A 22580-nucleotide genomic window follows, 5' to 3' on the forward strand; every position below is an offset into this window, starting at 1 on the left:
ATGGCCAAGGTGCTCTGCGTCCTGTACGACGACCCCACCGACGGATACCCGACCTCCTACGCCCGCGATGACCTCCCGCCGATCGGCCACTACCCGGGCGGCCAGACCGCGCCCACTCCCGAGGCGACCGACTTCACCCCGGGCCACCTCCTCGGCAGCGTCTCCGGCGAACTCGGCCTGCGCCACTTCCTGGAGCGGGCCGGGCACACCCTCGTCGTCACCTCCGACAAGGACGGCGACGGCTCGGTCTTCGACCGGGAGCTGCCGGACGCCGATGTGGTGATCTCGCAGCCGTTCTGGCCCGCCTACCTCACCGCCGACCGCATCGCCACCGCCAGGAACCTCAAGCTGGCGATCACCGCGGGCATCGGCTCCGACCACGTCGACCTCGACGCGGCGATCGCCCACGGGGTGACCGTCGCAGAGGTGACGTACTCCAACAGCATCAGCGTCGCCGAGCACGTGGTGATGATGACGCTGTCCCTGGTCCGCAACTACCTGCCCGCACACCAGGTGGTTCTCGACGGCGGCTGGAACATCGCCGACTGCGTGACCCGTTCGTACGATCTCGAAGGCATGCACGTCGGCACGGTCGCCGCGGGACGCATCGGGCTGGCGGTACTGCGCCGCCTCGCGCCCTTCGATGTGAAGCTCCACTACACGGACCGGCACCGGCTGCCGCGGGAGGTGGAGGAGGAGCTGGGGCTCACCTTCCATCCGACCACCGCCGACATGGTTCCGCACTGCGACGTCGTCACGATCAACGCACCACTCCACCCGGACACCGAGGGCCTCTTCGGCGACGAGCTGCTCGCCACGATGAAGCGCGGCGCCTACCTCATCAACACCGCGCGAGCGCGGATCGCCGACCGCGACGCCATCGACCGCGCCCTGCGCGACGGGCGGCTGGCCGGGTACGCGGGCGACGTCTGGTACCCGCAGCCCGCCCCCGCCGACCACCCCTGGCGGACCATGCCCCACCACGGCATGACCCCGCACATCTCCGGCTCCTCCCTCTCCGCACAGGCCCGCTACGCGGCCGGCACCCGCGAGATCCTGGAGTCCTGGCTCACGGGCCGCCCGATCCGCGAGGAGTACCTGATCGTCGACGGGGGCGCCCTGGCCGGGGCAGGAGCCCACTCCTACTCGGTCACCACCTGATTTCGTGTCAGCGGCGTGGCGCGGGACGTCGGCCCGGTGGCTGGGCGGGCTCGGGGAGGGCGGTGGGCGGCTCGAGGGGGCGGGTCTGCGGGGCGCCCTCGGCGAGGGTGATGACCTCGCCGCCGTGGCTGATCCGGACGGGGTCGCCTTGCCGCAGCGCATAGGTGACCTGCTGACCCGTGATGTCGACCCGCAGACAGCTCTGCCGGACCCGCAGCGAGAAGGCCAGCCGGTGGAGGCTCTCGGGAAGCCGGGGTGCGAAGTACAGGACGTCCCCGTAGTCGCGCAGGCCGCCGAAGCCGGCCACCAGCCCGATCCAGGTGCCCGCGAGGGAGGCGATGTGGAGGCCGTCGCGGGTGTTCTTCTCCAGGTCGGCCAGGTCCATCAGCGCGGCCTCGCCCAAGTAGTCGTAGGCCAGGCGCAGATGGCCCACTTCGGCAGCCATCACACACTGCACACAGGCCGACAGCGAGGAGTCCCGGACGGTCAGCGGCTCGTAGTAGGCGAAGTTCCGCGCCTTCTGGTCGCGTTCGAAGGCATCGCCGCACAGGAACATCGCCAGCACCAGGTCCGCCTGCTTGACCACCTGTTTCCGGTACAGGTCGAAGTACGGGAAGTGCAGCATCAGCGGATAGTGCTCGGGTGGTGTGCCCTTGAAGTCCCATACGTCGAGCCCGGTGTAGCCCGCCGACTGCTCGTGGAGGCCCAGCGCGTCGACGTACGGCACGGACATCGCCCTGGCGGCATCACGCCATGCGGCGGTCTCCGCCTCGTCGACACCGAGCGCCGCGGCCTCCGCCGCGTGGCGCTCGGCCACCTCCGCCGCGGCCCGCAGATTCGCCCGGGCCATGAGGTTGGTGTACGCGTTGTCGTTCGCGAGCGCGCTGTACTCGTCGGGGCCGGTGACGCCGTCGATGTGGAAGCGGCCCCCGGAGTCGTGATGACCGAGGGAATGCCACAGCCGGGCCGTCTCCACCAGCAGTTCCAGCCCGGTCCGCCGCTCGAAGTCCGTGTCGCCGGAGGCCCGGATGTAGCGCATGACGGCCGCCGCGATGTCCGCGTTGATGTGGAAGGCCGCGGTTCCGGCGGGCCAGTACCCGGAGCACTCCGCGCCGTCGATCGTGCGCCACGGGAAGGCCGCACCCCGCAGTCCGAGCTGCCGGGCGCGCTCCCGCGCCGCGGGCAGGGTGTTCTGCCGCCAGTGCAGGGCCTCGGCGACGCAGTTCGGCGAGGCGTAGGTGAGCAGTGGCAGCACGAACGCCTCGGTGTCCCAGAAGGCGTGTCCGTCGTAGCCGGAGCCGGTCAGGCCCTTGGCCGGGATCGCCCGCTGTTCGGCCCGGGTGCCCGCCTGCAGTACGTGGAAGAGGGCGAAGCGCACGGCCTGCTGGATCTCCGCGTCGCCGTCGACCTCGATATCGGAGTGGTGCCAGAAGCCGTCGAGGAACTCGCGCTGCTGATCGACCAGGCCCTGCCAGCCGGTGTTGCGCGCACCGCTGAGCGCGGCCTCGACCTGGTCCCGGACGGCCGGCAGCGAACGGAATCCGGACCAGCCGTACGCCACGAACTTCTCGATGCGCAGCCGCTCGCCGGGGTCGAGCACGGCGGTGACGGTCACGCGGCCCACGTCATCGGTGGCCTCGCCGGCGGTCCGGGTGGATCCGGGGCCCCGCACCACATGGTCGGCGGCGGCCGCGATCCGCTGCCCGCTCACCGCCGTCCGGTGCACCAGGCGCAGCCGCAGGTCGAGCGCGAAGTTCTCCTCGGGCAGCAGGCATGACTCCAGAGCGGCGCCGACCCGGGGATCGCCGCTGAGCGTGGGCAGTTGCTCATTGGCGACGAGCTCCGACTGCACGACCACGTTCGTCCGGTCGTCCAGCGGCTCCACTTCGTAGGCGACCGCGGCGATGGCACGCTGGCTGAAGGAGATCATCCTGGTGGAGCGCACCCGGACCGTCTTGCCGACCGGCGAGGTCCACTCGCAGACGCGGTGGAGCAGCCCGGTACGCAGATCGAGCACCCGTTCATGGGAGCGCAACCGCCCGTAGCGCAGGTCGAACGGTTCGTCGTCGACCAGCAGCCGGATGAGCTTGCCGTTGGTCACGTTGATGACCGTCTGGCCGGACTCGGGGAATCCGTAACCGCCCTCCGCGTACGGCAGCGGATGCTGCTCGTGCACACCGTTGAGATAGCTGCCGGGCAGGGCGTGCGGCTCGCCCTCGTCGAGGTTGCCGCGCCAGCCGACATGCCCGTTGGACACCGAGAAGACGGATTCGCTCTGGGCCAGTACGTCCAGGTTGAGCTCGGTCTCCCGCAGAGACCACGGTTCGACGGCATAGGCATGGTGGCTGATCACTTGCGACCCTCCAGCAGCTCGTAGAGGTCCGATGCCACGCCGCGCGCTGTGTCCGGGATGCCCAACTTCGCCGTATTGACGATTCTACCGGCTCTGCCGGCTCTGCCGGCTCTACTGGCTCTCCTGGCTCTCCCGGCGATGTCAGCCGCGCGCCGCGGCGGGCTCAACGGCCGCCCTGGGAGAGCGCGCGGATCGCGCGCGGCGTGGCCGTGAACGGCGTGGTCCTGAACTCCGGATGTCTGCCCTCGAGGCGGGAGAGATGGTCGAGCAGAATGCCCTCGCGCAGGGCCCATGGGCAGATGGTGAGTCGTTTCACCGCCATGACCTCCATGGCGACCTCCGCGACGATGGCACCGGCCAGGCATTGACGCGCCCTGGAGGCGGAGATTCCGGGCAGCTTCGCCCGCTGTCCGTCCGTTCTGACCGCGAGCCGTGACACCCAGGGCACCAGCTCCTTACGGCTGAGACCGTGGACCGCGGGCAGACCGTTGCCGGGCTGCGGGGTTCCGGCGAGGCGGGCCAGCTGGGTGAACGTCCTGGACGTGGCGACGCAGGAGAGGGGCGTCGGCTGTGCGCGCAGTTCGGCGGTGCCCTGGCCGAGGGCGGAGCGTACGTGCCGGCGCAACGCCTTGACGTCCCGCTTCCTCACCGGCGTGGCATCGGGCAGATGGTGGCGGGTGAGCCGGTCGGCTCCCAGCGGCAGGGAGACGGCGAGGGCGGGGTCCGTGCCGCTTCCGCAGGCGAGCTCCACGGAGCCACCGCCGATGTCGAGGAGCAGTATCCGCCCCGCCGACCAGCCGAGCCAGCCGCGCACCGCCCGGAACGTCAGCCGGGCCTCCTCCACGCCGCTCATGAAACCCACGCGGATACCGGTGGCGGCCTCGATCTCGTCGAGCACCGCGTCCCGGTTGGTCGCGTCCCGTACGGCCGAGGTGGCGAAGGGGATCAGATGGTCGACGTGGTGGGCGGACGCGGCCGCGGCACTCGCGGTGACGGCGCCGACCAGGGACCGGACCGCCTCGCGCGGGATCACCCCCTGGCGATCGGTCGCGTCGGCCAGGCGGACCGGCTGTTTCCACGAGGCCACCGGCTCCGGGGGTCTACCGGGGAAAAGGTCGGCGATCTTGAGATGGACGGTACGGGATCCGATGTCGAGCACTCCACAGCGCATCCGTGATGAGTGCCCCCACCTGACATATTCCAGACGTCGGATGATCGCGCGCTGTCCGGACGCTGTCCGGACTGTCCGGAGATCCGGTCTTCGTGTCTTCGTATGGTTCGTGTCTTCGTATGGGGGGAGAGCTGCTACGGGTGGTGGGTTCGTTTACGCTGTCGCTCGCTCGAACGGCGAGAGACGGGGTGACGGGGAGCATGTCCCAACCGGACCATGACCATGGTCGATTGGCGGTTCCATCCGCTGGGGCGGGGCAGCCACCGGGGTGGCCGACAGCTCCGCCACCACACCGCCCCCTGGGGGCCGCGGATCCCGCCACGGCCGGTCCGTACCGGCTGGAGGCGGTGCTGGGCGCGGGGGGAATGGGCCGCGTCTACCTGGCGCGTACGCCGGCCGGCAGCGCGGTGGCGGTCAAGGTCGTCCACCGCGAATACGCGGGCGACGCCTCGTTCCGCAAGCGTTTCGAGCAGGAAGTGGCCGCGGCCCGGCGGGTCCAGGGCCTCTACACCGTGCCGGTCGTGGACGCGGATCTGCGGGCCGAAGAGCCCTGGCTGGCCACGGCGTACGTACCCGGGCCGTCCCTCCAGCACGCGGTCGCCGAAAGCGGGCCGCTGTCGGCCGACGCGGCGCTGGGGCTGATCGCCAGGGTGGCCGAGGCCCTGCAGTCCATCCACGCCGCCGATGTGATCCACCGTGACCTGAAGCCCTCCAACATCATCCTCACCGCCGAGGGACCGAAGGTCATCGACTTCGGTATCGCGCGGGCCGCGGATGTCACCGCGGTGACCGCCACCGGGATGCGCACCGGGACGCCCGCCTACATGGCGCCCGAATACATCAGGGGGCAGGACGTCACCGAGGCCGGTGATGTGTTCGCCCTCGGCGTGATCGCCGGTTTCGCCGCCACCGGACGGCTCGCCTTCGGCGGCGGCTCCGACCACAGCGTCATCTACCGCATCCTGGAGCAGGCTCCCGACCTCGACGGCTGCCCCGAGCCCCTCCGGGCCATCGCCGGCCACTGTCTGGCGAAGGACCCGGAGCGGCGGCCGACCCCCGCCCAGGTCATCGAGCAGTGCGGCCGGGTCGGCACGACGGGCATCGCGGACGCCATCGCCGACGCCCACACCCGCACCGTGGTGTCGCCGTCGGGGCCCGAGCGCGTGGCACCCGGCCCGCTCAACGCCCCTGGCTCGCTGGGCACTCCCGGCTCGCCCGACGCCGAGACACGCACATCACCGTCGCCGCGCGGGTCCGGGCCCGCCGCCCCCGTACCGCCGCCGTCCGCTCCGGCCGCGCCCGACCCGGCACGGGGCGCCTCTCCCAGCGGCCCCGCGACCCCGCCGGGCGCGGACACCCCGCCGAACCCGCCGGTCCCGGACCCGCTCACCACGCCCGCCCCGGGGCTGGCCGTCCTGCTCAGCGGGGTCGGGATCCTCGTCCTCGCCGTCGTCCTGATCGCCGTCTACCTCCCCGGCTCTTCCCCCGACCGCGGCCCCAGCCTCCCCTATCGCTCGTTCGAGCCGACGGCCGCCATCGGCCCCACCGGGCAGTCCAGGGACACCGAAGGCATGGCGTTCAGCCCGGATGGCAAGACGCTGGCCACGGGCAGCGACGAGGGCAAGGTGCGACTGTGGAATGTCGCCGACCGCAAGCCACGCGCCACCTTCACCGAACGCGACGGCGTCGGCAATAGCGGGTTCCCGACCCGCGAAGTGACGTTCAGCCCCGATGGCAAGCTCCTCGCGGCCACCAATATGACCGGTTGGCTGACCATGTGGGACGTGGCCAAGCACCGGCAGATTCGCTTCCTCCAGGGAGCCGATGCCGGCGAAATGGTGGCCTTCAGCCCGGATGGCAAGCTGTTCGCCACCGGCAGCCAGGCCGGCTCGGTGGACCTGTGGGACACCAACAGCCGCAAGGACGAGATACTCGCCTACTACGACCAGGAGGCCAAAGTCACGGGCGTGGCCTTCAGCCCGGACGGCCGGACGCTGGCCTCCGCGAGCGACGACTCCGACAGCAACCTCACCCCGAAACACTCGGTGCGGCTGTGGGACGTGGCACACCGTGACCCGGAGCCTTACGGCCAGGACGATCCACGGGTCACCATCTCCCCCGCGCAAGGAGTCCTGAGCCTGGCGTTCAGTCCGGACGGCAGGACAATCGCCACCGGCAGCTACGACGACACGGTGCGGCTGTGGGATGTGAAGACCGGCCGTCAGCGAGCCACACTCAGCGACTCCTACCAGGGGAGGGTCGACCACCTGGCGTTCAGCCCGGACGGCAAGACGCTCGCCGCCCCCGCCACACATGGACTGATGCTGTGGAACGTGGCCGGCCGCAAACCACGCGCCATTCTGTCGACCGGGGCGCAGGGGGCGGAGAGCACGGTCAAGGATGTGGCCTTCAGCCGGGACGGTCGGCTCATCGCGGGCAACGACACCAAGCACCACAAGGTGTACCTGTGGAAGAACCCGTACCGGGCAAGCCAGGGGGCGGCGTCCGGCGGATCGTGACGCCTGCGGCGGGCTGCCCATCCCCTCCCCGCCCCTTCCCACAACTGGGTCTCTGCCCCAGGTCCCGTAACTGGGGCTTTGCCCCAGGCCCCGCATCCGGGGCTCCGCCCCAGGCCCCCGCGTCCGGGGCTTTGCCCCAGTCCCCGCGTCCGGGGCTTCGCCCCAGGCCCCACAACCGGGGCTCCGCCCCAGGCCCGGCGTCCGGGGCTTCGCCCCAGGCCCCGCATCCGGGGCTCTGCCCCAGACCCCGCATCCGGGCTCTGCCCCAGGCCCCGCATCCGGGGCTCCGCCCCAGGCCCCACAACCGGGGCTCTGCCCCAGATCCCGCGTCCGGGGCTTTGCCCCAGACCCCGCATCCGGGCTCTGCCCCAGGCCCCGCATCCGGGGCTCCGCCCCAGGCCCCACAACCGGGGCTCCGCCCCAGATCCCGCAACCGGGGCTCCGCCCCAGACACCGGACCCCGGGGATCCGCCCCAAACACCGGGGTCCGGGGGCCAAGCCCCGCCACGCGGCGGACACCCCGTAGAGCGCCTGCCGGCGGTGGGGGCCGCCGTGGTGGTTGACCCTGACGTAGGGGCAACCTCGCAGCATGGGCGGCATGACGACGACGCGCCACTTCACCGTCCACCACGACGGTGTCACGATTCCGGTGTCCCGGGGCGGTCGCGGGCGACCGCTGGTCCTGTGCCCCGGCCTCAACTCCACCCAGGCCGATCTGCACGAGCTGATCGAACTCCTGCGGCGCGACCACGACGTGGTGACCTTCGACCTCCGGGGCCATGGCCTCGCCTCGGTCGCCGACCGGTACTCCTTCGACGCGTTTCGGAGCGACCTCTTCGCCGTGCTGGCGGAGTCGGGGCGCCTCGGCCTGCCCTCGCCGCCCGTGCTGGTGGGCTACTCGCTGGGCGCGGACCTGGCCGTGCACTACGCCTCCGAGTGCCCTGAGGCCGTCGCCGGGCTGGTCCTCATCGACGGGGCGAACCCGCTGCCCGAACCCTTCATCACCGACGCCGATCTGCCGGAGTTCCGCGCGATGGCGGAGGACCCGGCCATGTGGCGGGAGATCGAGCGGGCCAGGGGCACCGTGCGTCAGGTGTTGCTCGGCCCCCGGGACATCCTCGAGCTGCAGGTGGAGATGGATGTGGTGCGGGCCGGAATCCTCGACCGGTACCGGAGGATCGACTGCCCGATCCACATGGTCATGTCGGCCGCGATCGCGGGCGACAGCACCGAAGGACGTGCGCCCCGGCACAACCGGCTCTGGCGCGCGGGCATCGACCGGCTTGTGCACGAGCGGCCGGACACCTCCGCGACCTGGTTCGACACCGGCCACCAGCTGGTCTTCACCCACGCCCGGGAGATCGCGGAGATCATCCGCAGCGCACACCACCCGGCCGACGAGGTGGCCTCGTAAACGACTTCCAGGAGACTGGTCCGATGCTGACCATCGGCGAGCTGGCGTCGTACGCCGGGGTGACGGTGCGCGCGGTGCGGCACTACCACGCCAAGGGGCTGCTGCCGGAGCCGGAGCGGGATCACTCCGGCTATCGGCGGTACGGCGCCGACGCCGTCGTCGAGCTGATCAGGATCCGGACCCTCACCGAGGCCGGGGTTCCGCTGGCGCGCGTACGGGAGCTGCTCCGGGCCGGTGAGGAGGAGTTCGCCGCGGCGGTCGCGGAGATCGACCAGCGGCTGCGGGCGGAGATCCGGGAGCGGCAGCGGCACCGAGCGCGGATCGCCCGCCTGGCCGCCGGGGACAGCCTGGCGCTGCCCCCGGAGGTGGTGGAGTTTCTCGACCGGTTGCGGGCGCTCGGGATCGACGAGCGGATCGTCCAGGTGGAGCGCGACGGCTGGATCCCGCTGGCCGCGCACGCACCCGAGCGGGTCCCGGAGTGGATGGCGCGCAAGCGGGAGCAGATCGCCGACCCGCGGTTCATCGGCTTCTACCGCACCCTGGGCCGGGCGCTCGACCGCGCCGACGACGATCCACGGCTGGCGGGGCTGGCCGACGAGCTGGCCGCCTACCTCACGGGGATGGCCGAGGAGCGGGGCGAGGACTACATCGACGATGCCGAGATCGAGCCACCGCTGGTCAGGGTGATGGACACCCTGGCGTTCGACACCATGCCGTCGGCCCGCCGGCTGATCGAGCTGCTGGGGCGGCGGGGTTGGACCGGCTGGACCAAGGTCGGGCGCGTCGGCCGGGAGGTGCGGCCGGACCACGGGGGACTCGGCAGGCGGGGCCGAACGGGTGAGGATGGGGGGATGACCGCCACCTCGCGTGCCCATTCGTTCAACGCGGCCGCCGCCCAGTACGCCGCGAACCGACCCTCCTACCCATCCGCCCTCTTCGACGCCGTCGAGGAGCTCGCCGGGCGCCCTCTCGCGGGCGCCCGCGTCGCCGACGTCGGTGCGGGCACCGGAATCGCCACCGCCCTCCTGCGCGAGCGCGGCGCCGATGTGATCGCCGTCGAGCCGGGCGCGGGCATGGCGGCCCAGTTCCGCCGGACGCTTCCGGACGTGCCGATCGTCCGGGGCGACGGCAACGCCCTGCCCCTCGCCGAGGCCTCCCGCGACCTGATCACGTATGCGCAGTCCTGGCACTGGACCGACACCGACCGGTCCGTTCCGGAGGCACTGCGCGTGCTGCGGCCGGGTGGCGCGCTGGCGGTCTGGTGGAACACCACCGCCTACGACGTGCCGTGGATCGCCGCCCAGGCCGAGCGCGTCGCGGCCCACTCCGATGTGGGGTCGACCCCTCAGGTGCGTCCCGACGACAGCCGCGCCGCCCAGCTCGCGGGCCTCTCCGATCTCCGTGTCAGCCGCCGCCATGTGCGCTGGAGCCGCGTCGTCTCCCTCGACACCCACCTGGCCAACCTCACCAGTCACTCGGCGTTTCTCGTCCTCGGAGAGGCCGGCACCCAGGCGTTTCTCGCCGACGAACGCGGTCGGCTGCGCGAGCTCTTCCCGGACGAGAAGGTGGAGGAGACCTATGTGGTGGACCTACTGGTGGCCGCCCGTCCCTGACCAGCACCCGGGCGCACCGGCCGGCCGCGGCCGTATCGGGTGGCCTGAGCCGCGCCACACGACGTCGAGGGCACTCACTCATGCGGGACGACGGCGACCGGGCAGTTCGCGTGGTGCACCGCCGCCTGCACCACGGGCCCCAGACGGGGCCCCAGCGCGGGCGGGTGTTTGCGCCGTCCGACCATCAGCAGATCGCTGTCGGCCGCGGCCTGGACGACGGCCTGGGCCGGGCTCTCCAACCGGACCTCGTCGACGACCCGCACCCGGGGGAACTTCTCCCGCCACGGCCGCAGCACCTCGTCCAGCTCCCGCCGCGCCCGCTCCACGGTGTCCCGGGCCGTGCCATCGCCCCCGGCGGCCGTGTGGGCCCGGTCGGGCTTGCGTCCGTGGACGGCGTGCAGTGGCACATCGCGGGTGAACGCGGTGACGTAGGCGAACTCCAGGAGGTTGTCCTGCGGGCCGTGCAGGCTCAGGCCCACGACCACACGCCGCTCGTGTCCGTCGGCTTCCCGGCCCGCGCGCATCAGCACCACCGGCCGCTCCGCGCGGGCGATGGTGTGCAGCCCGATGTCACCGAGGAAGAAGCTGGCCACCCGGTCCAGCCCCCGCGATCCGAGCACCAGCATGCGGGAGTGCGCCGCCGCGTCGAGCAGGGCCGTCTCGGCCTCGTCCGCCACCAGGTCCTCGATGATGGTCAGCTTCGGATGGTCACGGGCCAGCTCGGTGTGCGCGTCGTGCACGATCCGCTTCGACCAGTAGTTCTGGTCATCCGCCGCCGGGCTGTCGGGTGTGGGCGGGGACAGCAGGATCCACGCGTGCGTCAGACGCAGCGCCAGCTCACGCCGCTCCGCCTCGTCGGCGGCCCAGTGCGCGGCGGCCAGGCTCTCGGCCGAGCCGTCGAGCCCGACGGTGACCACTTGCTCCATGGCGGCTTGCTCCATGGCGGCTTGCTCCGCGGCGGCTTGTTCCATGGTGGTGCCTCCTGCCGGGTTTCCGGGTTCCCGGGTTCCCGGGTTTCACGCGGCCAGGGCGGGGCCGCCGGTGTCATCGGTGCCGTAGGCGATGTGCTCGGTGACCGAGACCACCCCGTCCACGCCCCGGCACAGCCGCACGATGACCGGGACCAGGCTCCTGGCCTCGACCGATCCGTCCAGCGTGACCTCGCCCTCCCGTACGTCGACCGTCACGGCCGAGGGCGCCAGCCGCAGGGTCCGCCGCAGCAGATCCCTTTCGATCTCGTCGCGGATCGCGTCGTCCTGGCGCAGGAACACCCGCAGCAGATCACCACGGCTGACGATGCCGAGCAGCTTGTCGGTCTCGTCCACCACGGGAAGCCGCTTGATGCTCCGGTCCGACATCACCCGGGCCGCCTCGACGACGGTCCACTCCGGACGCGCGCACACGGCGGGCGCCGACATCAGCTCCTCCGCCCTCGCCCCCTCCGCCTTCGCGCGCTCCCACGCCTCCAGGTGCGGGACCGGCAGGAGACCGGAGGGGTCCGCCTGGCCGGACGACTTGCGCAGCAGATCGCCCTCGGACACCACGCCGACCGGGCGTCCCGAAGCGTCCACGACCGGCACGGCGGTGACATCGCTCGCCGCGAGCAGTGCCACGAGTTCCTTGAACGGCATGTCACGGGGCGCCTGGACCACCGGGCGCGTCATGAGGTCTCCGACCGTTCTGTGATGCATGTTCCGACTCCTCTCGCACCCGCGCGGTGGGTCGGCCGGTGTTTCCGTCGCAGAGCCTGGCTCCCTCGTCGAGCCCGGCTCCTGTACCGAGCCCGGCTCCTGCACCGAGCCTGTCAGCTCGCCCGCGCCGCCGAATGAGCCTCATGGCTCCCTCTCCCGGCCACACGGCCCACCACGGGGCCATCCGGCCCCTCGGCCGAGGGCGTTCCGCCCCAGGACACCGCCCACCGGCGGTGCCACAGTGGACGGCGTCAGGCAGGAGAGGCGGGATGTCGATGCATGCCCATGTCGGCGACCAACTGATTGTCGAAAGCCCCACCACCGGTGCCACCAAACGGGACGGTGAGATCGTCGGACTCCACCATGACGACGGGACACCTCCCTATGACGTGCGGTGGTCGGACTCGGACCAGATCACCCTTGTGTTCCCCGGCCCGGACGCACACATTCACCCCACCGGGCACGAACCGGAACGGCAACGGGAGGAGACGGGCCACCGCGGCTCCACGGCGGCACACCGCGGCGCTCGTTCGCTCTCCGAAGCGGTGGTCATGGCGCTGGTGGAAGACGCCACGGCCGCGCCCTCGATGCACAACGCCCAGCCCTGGCGGTTCGAGTACTCCCGGCGCGGCCGCGTCTTCCGTCTCAGGGCCGATCTGCGGGGCGCTCTGCCGCACACCGACCCCGAACTCCGCGCCCTGCACATCGGCTGTGGCGCCGCCCTGATGAACCTGCGGGTCGCGGTGGCCCACGAGGGCTGGGAGGCGGCGACCCGGCTGCTGCCCGACCCCGTCGACCCGATGCTGCTGGCCTCCGTGACACTGACCCGCCCGCTCGGTGACGAGGCCGGTCCGGCCGCCCTGTACCCGGCCGTGCGCACCCGGCACACCAGCCGGTTTCCCTTCGCCGAGACCGAGATCCCCGCGTCCGTGCGGAGCGCCCTCGTCGACGCAGCGCACCGGGAGCACGTTTCGCTGTCCTTCGTGTCCGGATGGCATCTCCAGTACGTCGTGGACCTGGCGCTGGAGGCCGAGGCCCGCAACCTCACCGACGCCGGCGCCGCCGCGGACCTGGCCCGCTTCACCCGCGCCGCGGACGACACCCGGCCGGCCACCGAAGGCGTTCCGGAGTACGCCTTCGGGCCCCGCCGCCGGATCGGCAAGGCCCCCGTACGTGACTTCGCGGGTGGCAAGTCCATCCCCGGCCGACCGACCGCCGACTTCGAGACCTTCCCCCATCTGGTGTTGCTGTCCACCTCGCGCGACCGCCCGGTGGACTGGCTGCGCACCGGCCAGGCGGTGGAGCGGGTGCTGTTGCGCGCCACCCTGGCGGGACTGTCCGCCTCGTTCGTCACCCAGGCCCTCGAATGGCACGATCTGCGCTGGCCACTGCGCGACCCGACGTCGGCCATGGCCCATGTGCAGATGGTGCTGCGGCTGGGGTACGGCCCCCGGGGCAGGCAGACCCCGCGGCGGCCGGTAGACGACGTCCTGGACATCGAGCCATAGCCCCGGCCGCGACGGCCCGCCGCGAATATCCGCTGGCGGGCCCGGCCGTCCGGTGGTGAGGATCGCGGCATGGATGTCTTCCTGGAAACCGAACGGCTCGTGCTGCGCCCGTTCACCGACGCCGACGCAGGCCACCTCTTCGCGCTCGACAACGACCCCGATGTCATGCGCTACCTCACCGGTGGCAAGCCGACGAGCCGGGAGACGATCCTCACGAGGACCCTGCCACGGTTCCTCCACGACCACCCGGCCCTCGGGGCCCGCGGCTACTGGGCCGCCGAGGAGAAGGCCACCGGAACCTTCCTGGGCTGGTTCGAGTTCCGCCCCCTGGACGACCGCAGCCCCGCCGTGGTGGAGCTCGGCTACCGCCTGAACCAGGCCGCCTGGGGCAAGGGCTACGCCACGGAAGGATCCCGGGCCCTGATCCACAAAGGCTTCACCGACCTCGGCGTGGCACGGGTCACCGCGAACACCATGGCCGTGAACACCGGGTCCCGGCGCGTGATGGAGAAGTCGGGCCTGTCGTTCCTCCGCACCTTCACCGAGGAGTGGCCGGAGGCGATCGAGGGATCCGAACACGGCGAGGTCGAGTACGAGCTCACCCGGGCCGCCTGGGAGCAACGCCGTTAGCCACGCGGCGAAGGAGAAAACCGGGGGAGAAAACCGGGGGAGGGAACCGTGCGTCCGGCGGGGCGGACGGCTGCGGAATCCGTTGTGGACACCCTCACCCACGGGCCATATCGGCGGCGCCGGGCGCTGGTGCTTAAGGGCTTAATCACCAAGGCTGACGCGTCACACCTCATCACACTCAGGGAGTGAGCATGAGCCTTGACCTGGCGCGTCGCCGTCTTCTGTCGGCCGCGGGCGCGGTGGGTGTCGCGGGCGCACTCGGGTCGGCCCCCTCCGCGGCGGTCGCGGCCTCCGGCCGCTCTCCGTCCGGATCCCGTCGTCCGGGGCGGGCCGCGACGATCATCCACGGTGGGCGGGTGCTGACCGGGCTGCCGTATGTGCCACAGCAGGAGGCCCTCGCCGTGGGAAGGGACGGGCGGATCCTCGCGGTCGGCCCGGCGTCCGTGGTACGGCGATTGGCCGGGAGGGACACGGAGTTCGTCGACGCCCGCGGCGGCACCGTCATGGCGGGGATCATCGACGCCCACGCCCACTGCCTGGAGGCCGGGTGGCGCTCGCTCAACCCGTCCCTGGGCAATGAGACGTACACCGTCGCCGCGCTCCAGGCGAAGCTCACCGGTTTCCTGAAGGCGAGCAAGGACCAGGAGCCCGATGGATGGCTGGTGGTGGAGGACTGGAACCCGGTGGGCCTGCCGGCCGGGACCGAGACCCACCACCGCATCCTGGACGCGCTGCCGACCCGCCGGCCGATCGCGCTCAAGGGCTCGGACGCCCACAACATGTGGGTCAACCAGCGTGCCCTGGAGCTGGCGAAGATCACGTCGAGCACCCCGGACCCGGCCGGTGGCCATATCGTCCACGACGCGGCGGGAGCGCCGTCCGGGTTGCTCAAGGACACCGCGCAGGACATCGTCGCCGCGGTGATCCCGCCACCGGACGAGGACAAGGCGCTCGTCGCCGCGGCGAAGGCCCTCCGCCAGGCGGCGGCCAACGGCATCACCACGTACATGGACGCGGCCACCGGGACCGACGGACTCCGCGCCTACGCCGACCTGGCCGCCTCGGACCGGCTGCCGCAGCGGGTCATTCCCGCGCTGCGCCTGGGCATCGACCTCGTCCGCGACCCGAAGGCCGCGCTGGCTCACATCAACGAGCTGCGCACGGCGTACGGACAGGTGCCGGGCCTGTGCTTCGGGACGGCGAAGGTCTTCCTCGACGGCGTGATCGAGCACCCCGCGCAGACCGCCGCACTGCTGGAGCCGTACCTCGACGCCGACGGCGAACCCACCGACAACCGCGGCGACTTGTACGCCACCGCCACCGAGTACGGGCGCCTGGCGACCGTACTGGACCGGGCCGGGTGGCAGTTGCACGCGCACGCGATCGGCGACCGCGCGGTACGCACCGCGCTGGACGGCTACGAGACGGCGGTACGCGCCAACGGCCGCCGCGGCAACCGGCACACCATCGCCCATCTGCAACTGGTGCACCCGGACGACTACCGGCGCTTCGCACCGCTCGGCGTGGTCGCCTGTATGCAGCTTCAGTGGGCGATGCGCAATGTGTGGACGATGGACGCCCTCCTGCCCTACATCGGCCCGGACCGCCACCGGCTGATGTATCCGGCGCGCAGCCTGGAGCGGCACGGCGCGGCGCTGGCCGGGGGATCGGACTGGCCGGTGGACCCGCTCGACTCGTTCAACCAGATCCGCACCGCGATCGACCGGGAGGGCGAGGACGGGGCGCTGTACCCGGAGCGGGAGGGCATCAGCCGCTCCACCAGCCTGCGCATGCACACGGCGGGCTCGGCCCATCAGCTCCGTATCGACCACGAGACCGGTGTGCTCACCCCGGGCCGGGCCGCCGATGTGATCGTGCTCGACCGGGATGTGACCCGAGTGCCGGTCAAGGACATCACCGGCACGAAGGTCCGTCTGACGCTGGCGGGTGGCAGGCGCGTCTGGGACGCGGACCAGCCCGGCGCCGAGGCGGCCACCGCGTCGTTCACGGCGGCCCGGCCCGCCTCCCTCGCCACCGCGCACGGCCGGCACGCCGCCTGCGGCTGCCACCGCTGACCCGCCGTCGCCGCCCTTCGGCCAGAGATGCTTCCCCCACCCCGCCCCTTCCCGCAACCAGGGGCTCCGCCCCTGGACCCCGGGGTCGGGGCGGGGCCCCGGACCCCCTGGCGTGCTGGCACGTCTGGAGGGCTGGGTCGGCCTGGCTGTCTGCCCCTCTCCGCCCCTCCTGCGGTGTCGATGTGCGGCTCCGCCGTGTGGCAGGGGCTTCGCCCCTGGGCCCCGGGGTCGGGGCAGGGCCCAGGACCCCCTGGCGTGCTGGCACGCCTGGAGGGCTGGGCCAGCCTGGCTGCCCGCCCCTCTCCGCCCCTCCTGCGGCGTCGATATGCGGCTCCGCCGCGTGGCAGGGGCTTCGCTCCTGGGCCCCGGGGTCGGGGGCGAAGCCCCGCTTTCCAGCCTCTCCAGGGGGCACCTCCCAGCGGTAGCTGGGGGAGTTTGAGGAGCGGGGGCTGGGGCGGAGCCCCCACGCGGCGGAGCCGCACATCGACGCTGCGTGGGAAGGGGCGGGGAGGGGAGCAGCCCGCCGCAGGCGTACGCGTACCGTCGGACACCCCCTAGTAGCCGATGGTGAAGTGCGCGTCCTCGCTCGGGTTCTCCAACTCGTCGAGGACCGCCACAGCCAGATCCTCGGCCGAGACGCGGGACGCGCCGTCGGCGGTGGTGATGAGGGTCGTGGCGCCGCGCCGGTACTTTCCGGTGCGGTGGCCGGGCTCGAGGAGGGCGGGTGGGCTGAGGTAGATCCAGTCCGCCGAGTGGCCCCGGCAGACGTCCAGTTGCGCGGCGCTGGCGGCGGCGATGGCGCGAAAGGGCTCGGGGACGTACTCCGGGCTGTCGAGGACGAGCCGGTCGGGGCGGCCCGGGTTCCGCAGGGGCGCGGCGCCACCGACGACAAGGATGCGTGTTCCGGCCGTCTCGGCCGCGGTGAGCAGCGCCGTCGTGGTCCTGACGGCGGTGTCCTCGTGACCGGGGGCGGGGCGGGTCGCGGCCACGATCGCGTCGGCTCCGGCGAACAGCCGGCTCATGTGGTCGGGGTCGTTCGCGTCGCCCCGCACGGCGATCACTCCGGGTGGCGGGGCGGCCGTCGGTTCGTTGCGGAACACCGCGACGAGGTCATGGCCCCGGCGCACGGCTTCGCTGACGACGCGCGAGCCGACCATGCCGGCGGCTCCGACTACGGCGATCTTCATCGAGGTGACCCTTCCGGGGCGGAGGTGGAGGTGGAGGTGGAGGTGGAGTCGTGTTCGGGCGTCCGGGTGCGACCCCGTGAGCGGGCGCGGGTGCGGGTGCGTGGCGGAAGCTGTCCCGCGACGATCGCGGCGAGCGAGAGCGCGAATCCCACGAGCTGGATCGGGCCGAGCGTCTGGTCGAGCACGATGGCGCCGAGCACGGCGGCCACCAGCGGTGAGAGCAGGGCGAGCACCGCGACCGAGGCCACGGGCAGGCTGGTGATGCCCTGGAACCACAGCGCGTAAGTGATCAGACCGCCGACCAGTCCCAGCCAGAGGTAGCCGAGGGCGGCGGGCAGGTCGATCGCGGGAGGTGCCCCCTCGACGAGGAAGGTGAGGGGCAGCAGGAAGAGCCCTCCCGCCGTGAGTTGCCATCCGGCGAAGGTGGTGGCACCGACCCCGGCGGGGCGCCCCCAGCGTTTGGTGAGCGTCACGCCGAGCGCCATCGTGACGGCGCCCGCGAGGCCCGCCACGACCCCGACGGTGTCGAGCGTCGCGTTCGGCCCGATCACCACAAGTCCGACGCCGACGACGCCCGTCACCCCCCACAGGAGGCGCCACGGCGATAGGCGCTCATGGAGCACGGTGATGGCCAGGACGGCCACGACCAGCGGCTGGGCCGCCGCCAAGGTGGCGGCGACGCCGCCCGGCAGGCGTTCGGCCGCGACGAACAGCAGCGGGAGGAACAGCCCGATGTTCAGCACGCCGAGCGCCGCGGCCTTGCCCCACCAGGCGCCGCGCGGCAGCGTCCGGGTGAGGGCCAGCGCGATCAGTCCGGCGGGCAACGCGCGCAGGAATCCCGCGAAGAGCGGATGTCCCTCGGGGAGCAGCTCGGTGGTGACGACATACGTCGTGCCCCACACCGAGGGGGCGAGCGCCGTCAGAGCGGTGCGTGGCAGGTTTCCGTGGCGGACACCGCCGGCCCCGCCGGAAACCACTTCTGTGGTGTGCCGTGTCATGCCTCGAAGTCTCGCCTCGGGCCCATTGATGAGTCCAACACATGTTTGTCACCTCATCGATCTCGATCCACGATGGATCCATGGAGCTTCAGCAGATGCGGTACGTCGTCGCCGTCGCCGAGACGAACAGCTTCACGCGCGCCGCGGAACGGTGTCTGGTCGTCCAGTCCGCCCTCAGCCACCAAATCGCCCGCCTGGAAAAGGAGTTGGGTGCGAGACTCTTCGAGCGCACCAGCCGCCGGGTGCGGCTGACCCCGGCCGGTGCGGCCTTCCTCCCGGCCGCCCGCCAGTGCCTGGACGCCGCCGAGCGCGCGGCCGCCGAGGTCGCCGCGGCCGTGGGGGAGGTACGCGGACGGCTCGCCGTGGGCCTGATCCCCACCGTCACCGCGGTCGACATCCCGGGCGCGCTGCGCGACTTCCGCGAGCGGTACCCGCGTGTGCGCGTCAGCCTGCGGGTGGGTGCCAGCGACGAACTCGTCGAGCAGGTCGGGGAAGGCGCCCTCGACGTGGCGTTCCTCGGCCTGCCGACCACCGTCCGCCCGCGAGGTGTCGCCGCGCATGAACTCGCGCGTGACCGGCTCGTCGCCGTGGTCGCGCCGGGCCATCCCCTCGCCGGGGAGTCACGGGTCGACCTGCGCAGGCTCTCCTCCGAGGTGTTCGTGGACCTCCCGGCCGGGACCGCCGGGCGCGCCCAGTCCGACCTGGCCTTCGAGGCCGCGGGTCTCACCCGTGACGTGGCGTTCGAAGTGACCAGCGCGGACTTCATCGCCCGGCTCGTGGGACCGGGCCTCGGCGTGGCGATGCTTCCCACCGCCTACGCGCCTCATCTCGCGGGCGTCGTCACCATCGAGGTCGCGGACGCACCGGCCCGCGTCGAGTACGTCATCTGGAGCCGCTCCACCCGCACACCGGCGGCGACGGCCTTCCTCACGGCGCTGGGCATCACGCCGACGGAATCCTGACGCACGATCCTGACGCACGCGACGGGACCCGGGCCGCCCGCCCTCACGACGCCTGTCGACGGGATCGGCGCATGGAGGACGAACGAACCACCAGACGAGTCCCGATCACCACGGGCGGCGGTGTGTGCGGCGGATCCTCCACCAGGCTCACCAGCGCGTCGACAGCCGCCGTCCCGGCCTGCTCGGGGGCCAGCGACACCGTCGACACGGGCGGCACGGTCCGCCCGTAGGCCGGATCCTCGCTGCCGCATACCACCATCAGGTCCTCCGGCACCGAAAGCCCGCACCGCGTGGCCGCCGCCAGGATCTGACGGCCGCACGGGTCGTACAGGCCGAACACCGCGTCCGGCCCGCCCTCCCCGGTCAGCAGGGCGTCCAGACCCCGCCCCGCGGAGTCGTCCTCGTCGAACGGGACCACACACGGCCGCACCCCGGCCCGCGAACACCACCGCCGGTAGGCCGTCGCGCTCGCGCGGCTGTAGTACTCCTGGGTGGGCCCGGCGATCAGCGCGATCCGCTCCGCGCCCTGCCCGGCCAGATGGTCCAGCACCCGGCGGGTCATGGCCTCGTGGTCGTTGTCGACCCAGGTCTCCCGCGCCCGCAGATCGCCGGGACGGCCGTCGAACACCAACGGCAGACCGCGGGCTCGCAGCATCCGCACCACGGGGTCGCCGGCCGGACTGTCCAGCACCACCACCCCGGCGGCCGGGAGGGTGCGCCACATGTGCTCGGCCGGTCCCGAGTCCATCGCCATCAGCGCGTAGCCACGCCGATGCGCGGCGACGGTGGCCGCGCTGATGGCCTGGGCGAAGTACGGCACGCTCGCGAAGTCCCACGCGCTGTCGCCATGAGCGGTCACCGCGAGCCCCAGGGTGCGCCCGCCGCCGCTCACCGGGCCGTAACCGAGCGCACCGGCCACCGCCCTCACCCGGGCCCGTGTCGCCTCCGAGACCCGGCCGGTGCCGCCCCGCACGTTGGACACCGTCGCGGTCGACACCTCCGCCGCCCGTGCCACATCCCCGATCGTCACCCTCGACACGCCCGGCAGAATACGCTCCCGCCGCCGCGTCATCCGCTGATGTCGTGCGCGAGAGCGGACGATGGGGGACAGCGGTCCAACCGGACGAGTTACCGGCCCGACTCCGGGAACGCGCCACGGAACGGAAAGGATTACGCATATGCCCAAGATCGCCATCATCCTCGGCAGCACCCGCCCCGGGCGCAACGGTGAGGCCGTCGCCCATTGGGTCTTCGACATCGCCCGGCGGCGCACCGACGCGGAGTACGAGCTCGTCGACGTCGCCGACTACCGGCTCCCCCTCCTGGACGAGCCGGTTCCGCCGTCGATGGGCCAGTACTCACAGCCGCACACCAAGGTGTGGGCGGAGAAGATCGCCTCCTTCGACGGCTTTGTGTTCGTCACCCCCGAGTACAACCACTCCACCTGCGGCGCCCTGAAGAACGCCATCGACTATCTGTACGCCGAGTGGAACAACAAGGCCGCCGGCTTCGTCGGCTACGGCAGCGCCGGTGGCACCCGCGCGGTCGAGCATCTGCGCCTGGTCATGGCCGAGCTGCAGGTGGCCGATGTGCGCGCACAGGTCTCGCTGTCCCTGTTCACCGACTTCGAGAACTTCAGCACGTTCACCCCGGCCGAGCACAAGGCCGAGGCCGTGAACACGCTGCTCGACCAGGTCGCCATCTGGAGCACCGCGATGGCCACCGTCCGCGCAGCCTAGTCCGGCCCCGTCGCCGAGGCATGGGTGACCCGCGGGTCGGTGCGTTGCGGTGTGCCGGACGTCGTCGGCAGCGCGTGGCGGCCGGTCAGCCAGTCCCGGCGCAGCAGCGGCAGGGTGCTCTCCACGTCCCGGACGCCGGTGACCGGCAGTCGCACCTCGAAGCGTGTGCCGGGGCGTCCGTCGGGCCGGTCCAGTACGGTGATCCGGCCCCGGTGCAGGGCGATCTGCTGGGCGACCAGGGTCAGGCCGAGGCCGGAACCGGGGCTGTCCGGGCCGCGCCGGAAGCGCTGGAAGACCTCCTCGCGGCGCTCGGGTGGGATGCCGGGGCCGTGGTCGTCCACGGTGAGCACGGCGAGCGGCTGCCGTGGATCGCCGTCGCCGTCGCCGTAGTGGCGCAGGGTCACCTCGATATGGGCCGTGCCGTCGGTGGCGCGGCCGTGGGTCCAGGCGTTGGTCAGCAGATTGTCCACCGCCGAGCGCAGCCCCTCCTCCCAGCCGTGCACCAGCAGCCCCGGGGTGGTGCGCACGGACACCTCGGCGTCCGGGTGGGTGCGCCGCAGGTCGGAGACGGACGCGTCCAGCACCTCCGTGAGGTCCAGCGACGCGAACGCGTCCGCCTCGACCAGGTCGCCCTGCGCGAGCGCCCTGAGCATCACCAGCAGCCCCAGCAGCCGGGTGTGCTCGCGGCCCAGGTCGTCGAGCACCTCCGCACGGTCGACGGGGTCCAGGCCGGGGTGGTCGGCCAGGATGTCGATGTTGGTGCGCATGCTCATCAGCGGGGTGCGCAGCTCGTGGGAGGCGGTCGCGGCGAACGCGCGGGCGGTGGCGAGCGCCTCCCCGGTGCGTTCGACCTGCTCGTCGTAGCGGGCGAGCACGGTCTGCAGCGTGTACGCCAGGTCGTCGACCTCGCCGATACGGGTCGGCGTGTGCTCCAGGCGTACGGTGCTGGTCCTCGGGTCCAGGCCGCTGGTGCGCCGCTGCAGCCGCCGCAGCGGCAGGACCGCCCGGGCCGCGATGGCCCAGGTGGTGGCCCCGGCCAGGGGCGCGGCCACCAGCGCCCCGAACAGGACCCGTTGGCGCACCAGCGCCAGCTCCTCCTCGGCGGTGTCCGGCGAGAACAGCCACAGATTCGGCGTGGTGCCCTCTTTCGCGGCACCGACACGCAGCGACAGGACCAGCCAGTCCGTGTCACCGGAGGTCACGGTGACCGGCTTCGGGGCGTTCTTCGGGGCGTTGCGGGGCAGCGAGGGGAACGGATCGGGCTGCGGCCCGGCCGAGATCGTGCCCCCGGGCGCGGTCAGCCGGATGCCCACGTCCCGCGCGGAGTTGACCAGCCGCCGCTGCCTGGCCCGCTCCATGACCGGGCGGTCGGCCCCGGCGACCTCGAGGAACGCCTTGGCGTTCTTGGCGACGACCGTGGCGCGAGCGCGCAACTGGGAGTTCTGGTGTGCGCGCAGGTCGTCTCCGACCAGACGCAGCAGCAGCCAGCCGGAGGCCAGCACCAGCAGCGGCACGCTCACGCCGACCGCGAGCGCGATGCGGGTGGACAGCCTCATGGC

17 protein-coding genes and 1 pseudogene are annotated in these 22580 nt (G+C 72.3%); 10 read left to right on the top strand and 8 right to left on the bottom strand.

The features are described 5' to 3' along the window. Window positions 1-1161, top strand: coding sequence for an NAD-dependent formate dehydrogenase (locus JK364_RS29445; RefSeq protein ID WP_201854366.1), 1161 nt, complete (start codon window positions 1-3; stop codon window positions 1159-1161). 7 nt (window positions 1162-1168) lie between these two features. On the opposite strand, the gene JK364_RS29450 is transcribed toward JK364_RS29445, so the two are convergent. Then, complete coding sequence (locus JK364_RS29450; protein ID WP_201854367.1) at window positions 1169-3514, bottom strand: glycoside hydrolase family 65 protein; 2346 nt, start codon at window positions 3512-3514, stop codon at window positions 1169-1171. 163 nt (window positions 3515-3677) lie between these two features. Continuing rightward, window positions 3678-4673, bottom strand: a complete 996-nt coding sequence (locus JK364_RS29455) for a Ppx/GppA phosphatase family protein (RefSeq protein ID WP_307841417.1) — start codon at window positions 4671-4673, stop codon at window positions 3678-3680. Between the two features lie 212 nt (window positions 4674-4885). Between JK364_RS29455 and JK364_RS29460 the strand changes: the two genes are divergently transcribed. From JK364_RS29460 to JK364_RS29475, 4 genes and pseudogenes are all read left to right on the top strand, one after another. Then, window positions 4886-7204: a serine/threonine-protein kinase gene (locus tag JK364_RS29460; RefSeq protein WP_201854369.1), complete on the top strand. Its 2319-nt coding sequence runs from the start codon at window positions 4886-4888 to the stop codon at window positions 7202-7204. Window positions 7205-7802: 598 nt separating this feature from the next. Further along, window positions 7803-8618 (top strand): alpha/beta fold hydrolase, encoded by an 816-nt coding sequence (locus JK364_RS29465; RefSeq protein ID WP_230992676.1) that lies wholly within the window; start codon window positions 7803-7805, stop codon window positions 8616-8618. Window positions 8619-8641: 23 nt separating this feature from the next. Then, a pseudogene (locus JK364_RS55610) lies at window positions 8642-8839 on the top strand (MerR family transcriptional regulator); the annotation flags it as partial. A 630-nt stretch (window positions 8840-9469) separates the two neighbouring features. Then, complete coding sequence (locus JK364_RS29475) at window positions 9470-10231, top strand: class I SAM-dependent methyltransferase (RefSeq protein WP_201854483.1); 762 nt, start codon at window positions 9470-9472, stop codon at window positions 10229-10231. Between the two features lie 74 nt (window positions 10232-10305). Here the strand turns inward: JK364_RS29475 and JK364_RS29480 are convergent, their stop codons facing one another. Together JK364_RS29480 and JK364_RS29485 are read right to left on the bottom strand one after the other, a co-directional pair. Further along, the gene (locus tag JK364_RS29480) at window positions 10306-11157 is read right to left on the bottom strand and encodes a universal stress protein (RefSeq protein WP_201854484.1); all 852 of its coding nucleotides are present in this window, start codon (window positions 11155-11157) and stop codon (window positions 10306-10308) included. A gap of 90 nt (window positions 11158-11247) precedes the next feature. Then, complete coding sequence (locus JK364_RS29485; RefSeq protein WP_201854371.1) at window positions 11248-11922, bottom strand: CBS domain-containing protein; 675 nt, start codon at window positions 11920-11922, stop codon at window positions 11248-11250. A 269-nt stretch (window positions 11923-12191) separates the two neighbouring features. Between JK364_RS29485 and JK364_RS29490 the strand changes: the two genes are divergently transcribed. The 3 genes from JK364_RS29490 to JK364_RS29500 all read left to right on the top strand — a co-directional run bounded on the left by JK364_RS29490 (window position 12192) and on the right by JK364_RS29500 (window position 16135). Continuing rightward, window positions 12192-13430: an Acg family FMN-binding oxidoreductase gene (locus tag JK364_RS29490; protein WP_201854372.1), complete on the top strand. Its 1239-nt coding sequence runs from the start codon at window positions 12192-12194 to the stop codon at window positions 13428-13430. Between the two features lie 69 nt (window positions 13431-13499). Then, window positions 13500-14060 (top strand): GNAT family N-acetyltransferase, encoded by a 561-nt coding sequence (locus JK364_RS29495; RefSeq protein ID WP_201854373.1) that lies wholly within the window; start codon window positions 13500-13502, stop codon window positions 14058-14060. A 191-nt stretch (window positions 14061-14251) separates the two neighbouring features. Next, window positions 14252-16135, top strand: coding sequence for an amidohydrolase (locus tag JK364_RS29500; protein WP_201854374.1), 1884 nt, complete (start codon window positions 14252-14254; stop codon window positions 16133-16135). A gap of 554 nt (window positions 16136-16689) precedes the next feature. On the opposite strand, the gene JK364_RS29505 is transcribed toward JK364_RS29500, so the two are convergent. After that, complete coding sequence (locus JK364_RS29505) at window positions 16690-17322, bottom strand: NAD(P)-dependent oxidoreductase (protein ID WP_201854375.1); 633 nt, start codon at window positions 17320-17322, stop codon at window positions 16690-16692. Then, window positions 17319-18320: an EamA family transporter gene (locus JK364_RS29510; protein WP_201854376.1), complete on the bottom strand. Its 1002-nt coding sequence runs from the start codon at window positions 18318-18320 to the stop codon at window positions 17319-17321. Before JK364_RS29510 ends, JK364_RS29505 begins: the two co-directional genes overlap by 4 nt. 80 nt (window positions 18321-18400) lie before the next feature. Here JK364_RS29510 and JK364_RS29515 point away from each other — a divergent pair, with 80 nt between their 5' ends. Next, window positions 18401-19282 carry a LysR family transcriptional regulator gene (locus tag JK364_RS29515; protein ID WP_201854377.1) on the top strand — a complete coding sequence of 294 codons (882 nt, stop codon included), beginning with the start codon at window positions 18401-18403 and terminating at the stop codon, window positions 19280-19282. Window positions 19283-19325: 43 nt separating this feature from the next. Here JK364_RS29515 and JK364_RS29520 read toward each other — a convergent pair whose 3' ends face one another. Beyond that, complete coding sequence (locus JK364_RS29520; RefSeq protein ID WP_307841418.1) at window positions 19326-20321, bottom strand: LacI family DNA-binding transcriptional regulator; 996 nt, start codon at window positions 20319-20321, stop codon at window positions 19326-19328. A 139-nt stretch (window positions 20322-20460) separates the two neighbouring features. Here JK364_RS29520 and JK364_RS29525 point away from each other — a divergent pair, with 139 nt between their 5' ends. Continuing rightward, window positions 20461-21021, top strand: a complete 561-nt coding sequence (locus JK364_RS29525; protein ID WP_201854379.1) for an NADPH-dependent FMN reductase — start codon at window positions 20461-20463, stop codon at window positions 21019-21021. Here the strand turns inward: JK364_RS29525 and JK364_RS29530 are convergent. Next, a complete protein-coding gene (locus tag JK364_RS29530; protein WP_201854380.1) occupies window positions 21018-22577 on the bottom strand; it encodes a sensor histidine kinase in 1560 nt (519 codons plus the stop codon). The two genes, JK364_RS29525 and JK364_RS29530, sit on opposite strands and share 4 nt — an antisense overlap. Window positions 22578-22580: the final 3 nt, after the last annotated feature.

This window comes from Streptomyces endocoffeicus, from assembly GCF_016741935.1.
GTDB lineage: Bacteria > Actinomycetota > Actinomycetes > Streptomycetales > Streptomycetaceae > Streptomyces > Streptomyces endocoffeicus.

Coding starts and splice junctions, on each gene's coding strand:
- JK364_RS29445 (WP_201854366.1), top strand. CDS start 1: ATGGCCAAGGTGCTCTGCGTCCTGTACGACGACCCCACCGACGGATAC.
- JK364_RS29460 (WP_201854369.1), top strand. CDS start 4,886: ATGTCCCAACCGGACCATGACCATGGTCGATTGGCGGTTCCATCCGCT.
- JK364_RS29465 (WP_230992676.1), top strand. CDS start 7,803: ATGACGACGACGCGCCACTTCACCGTCCACCACGACGGTGTCACGATT.
- JK364_RS29475 (WP_201854483.1), top strand. CDS start 9,470: ATGACCGCCACCTCGCGTGCCCATTCGTTCAACGCGGCCGCCGCCCAG.
- JK364_RS29480 (WP_201854484.1), bottom strand. CDS start 11,157: ATGGAGCAAGTGGTCACCGTCGGGCTCGACGGCTCGGCCGAGAGCCTG.
- JK364_RS29485 (WP_201854371.1), bottom strand. CDS start 11,922: ATGCATCACAGAACGGTCGGAGACCTCATGACGCGCCCGGTGGTCCAG.
- JK364_RS29490 (WP_201854372.1), top strand. CDS start 12,192: ATGTCGATGCATGCCCATGTCGGCGACCAACTGATTGTCGAAAGCCCC.
- JK364_RS29495 (WP_201854373.1), top strand. CDS start 13,500: ATGGATGTCTTCCTGGAAACCGAACGGCTCGTGCTGCGCCCGTTCACC.
- JK364_RS29500 (WP_201854374.1), top strand. CDS start 14,252: ATGAGCCTTGACCTGGCGCGTCGCCGTCTTCTGTCGGCCGCGGGCGCG.
- JK364_RS29505 (WP_201854375.1), bottom strand. CDS start 17,322: ATGAAGATCGCCGTAGTCGGAGCCGCCGGCATGGTCGGCTCGCGCGTC.
- JK364_RS29510 (WP_201854376.1), bottom strand. CDS start 18,320: ATGACACGGCACACCACAGAAGTGGTTTCCGGCGGGGCCGGCGGTGTC.
- JK364_RS29515 (WP_201854377.1), top strand. CDS start 18,401: ATGGAGCTTCAGCAGATGCGGTACGTCGTCGCCGTCGCCGAGACGAAC.
- JK364_RS29525 (WP_201854379.1), top strand. CDS start 20,461: ATGCCCAAGATCGCCATCATCCTCGGCAGCACCCGCCCCGGGCGCAAC.
- JK364_RS29530 (WP_201854380.1), bottom strand. CDS start 22,577: ATGAGGCTGTCCACCCGCATCGCGCTCGCGGTCGGCGTGAGCGTGCCG.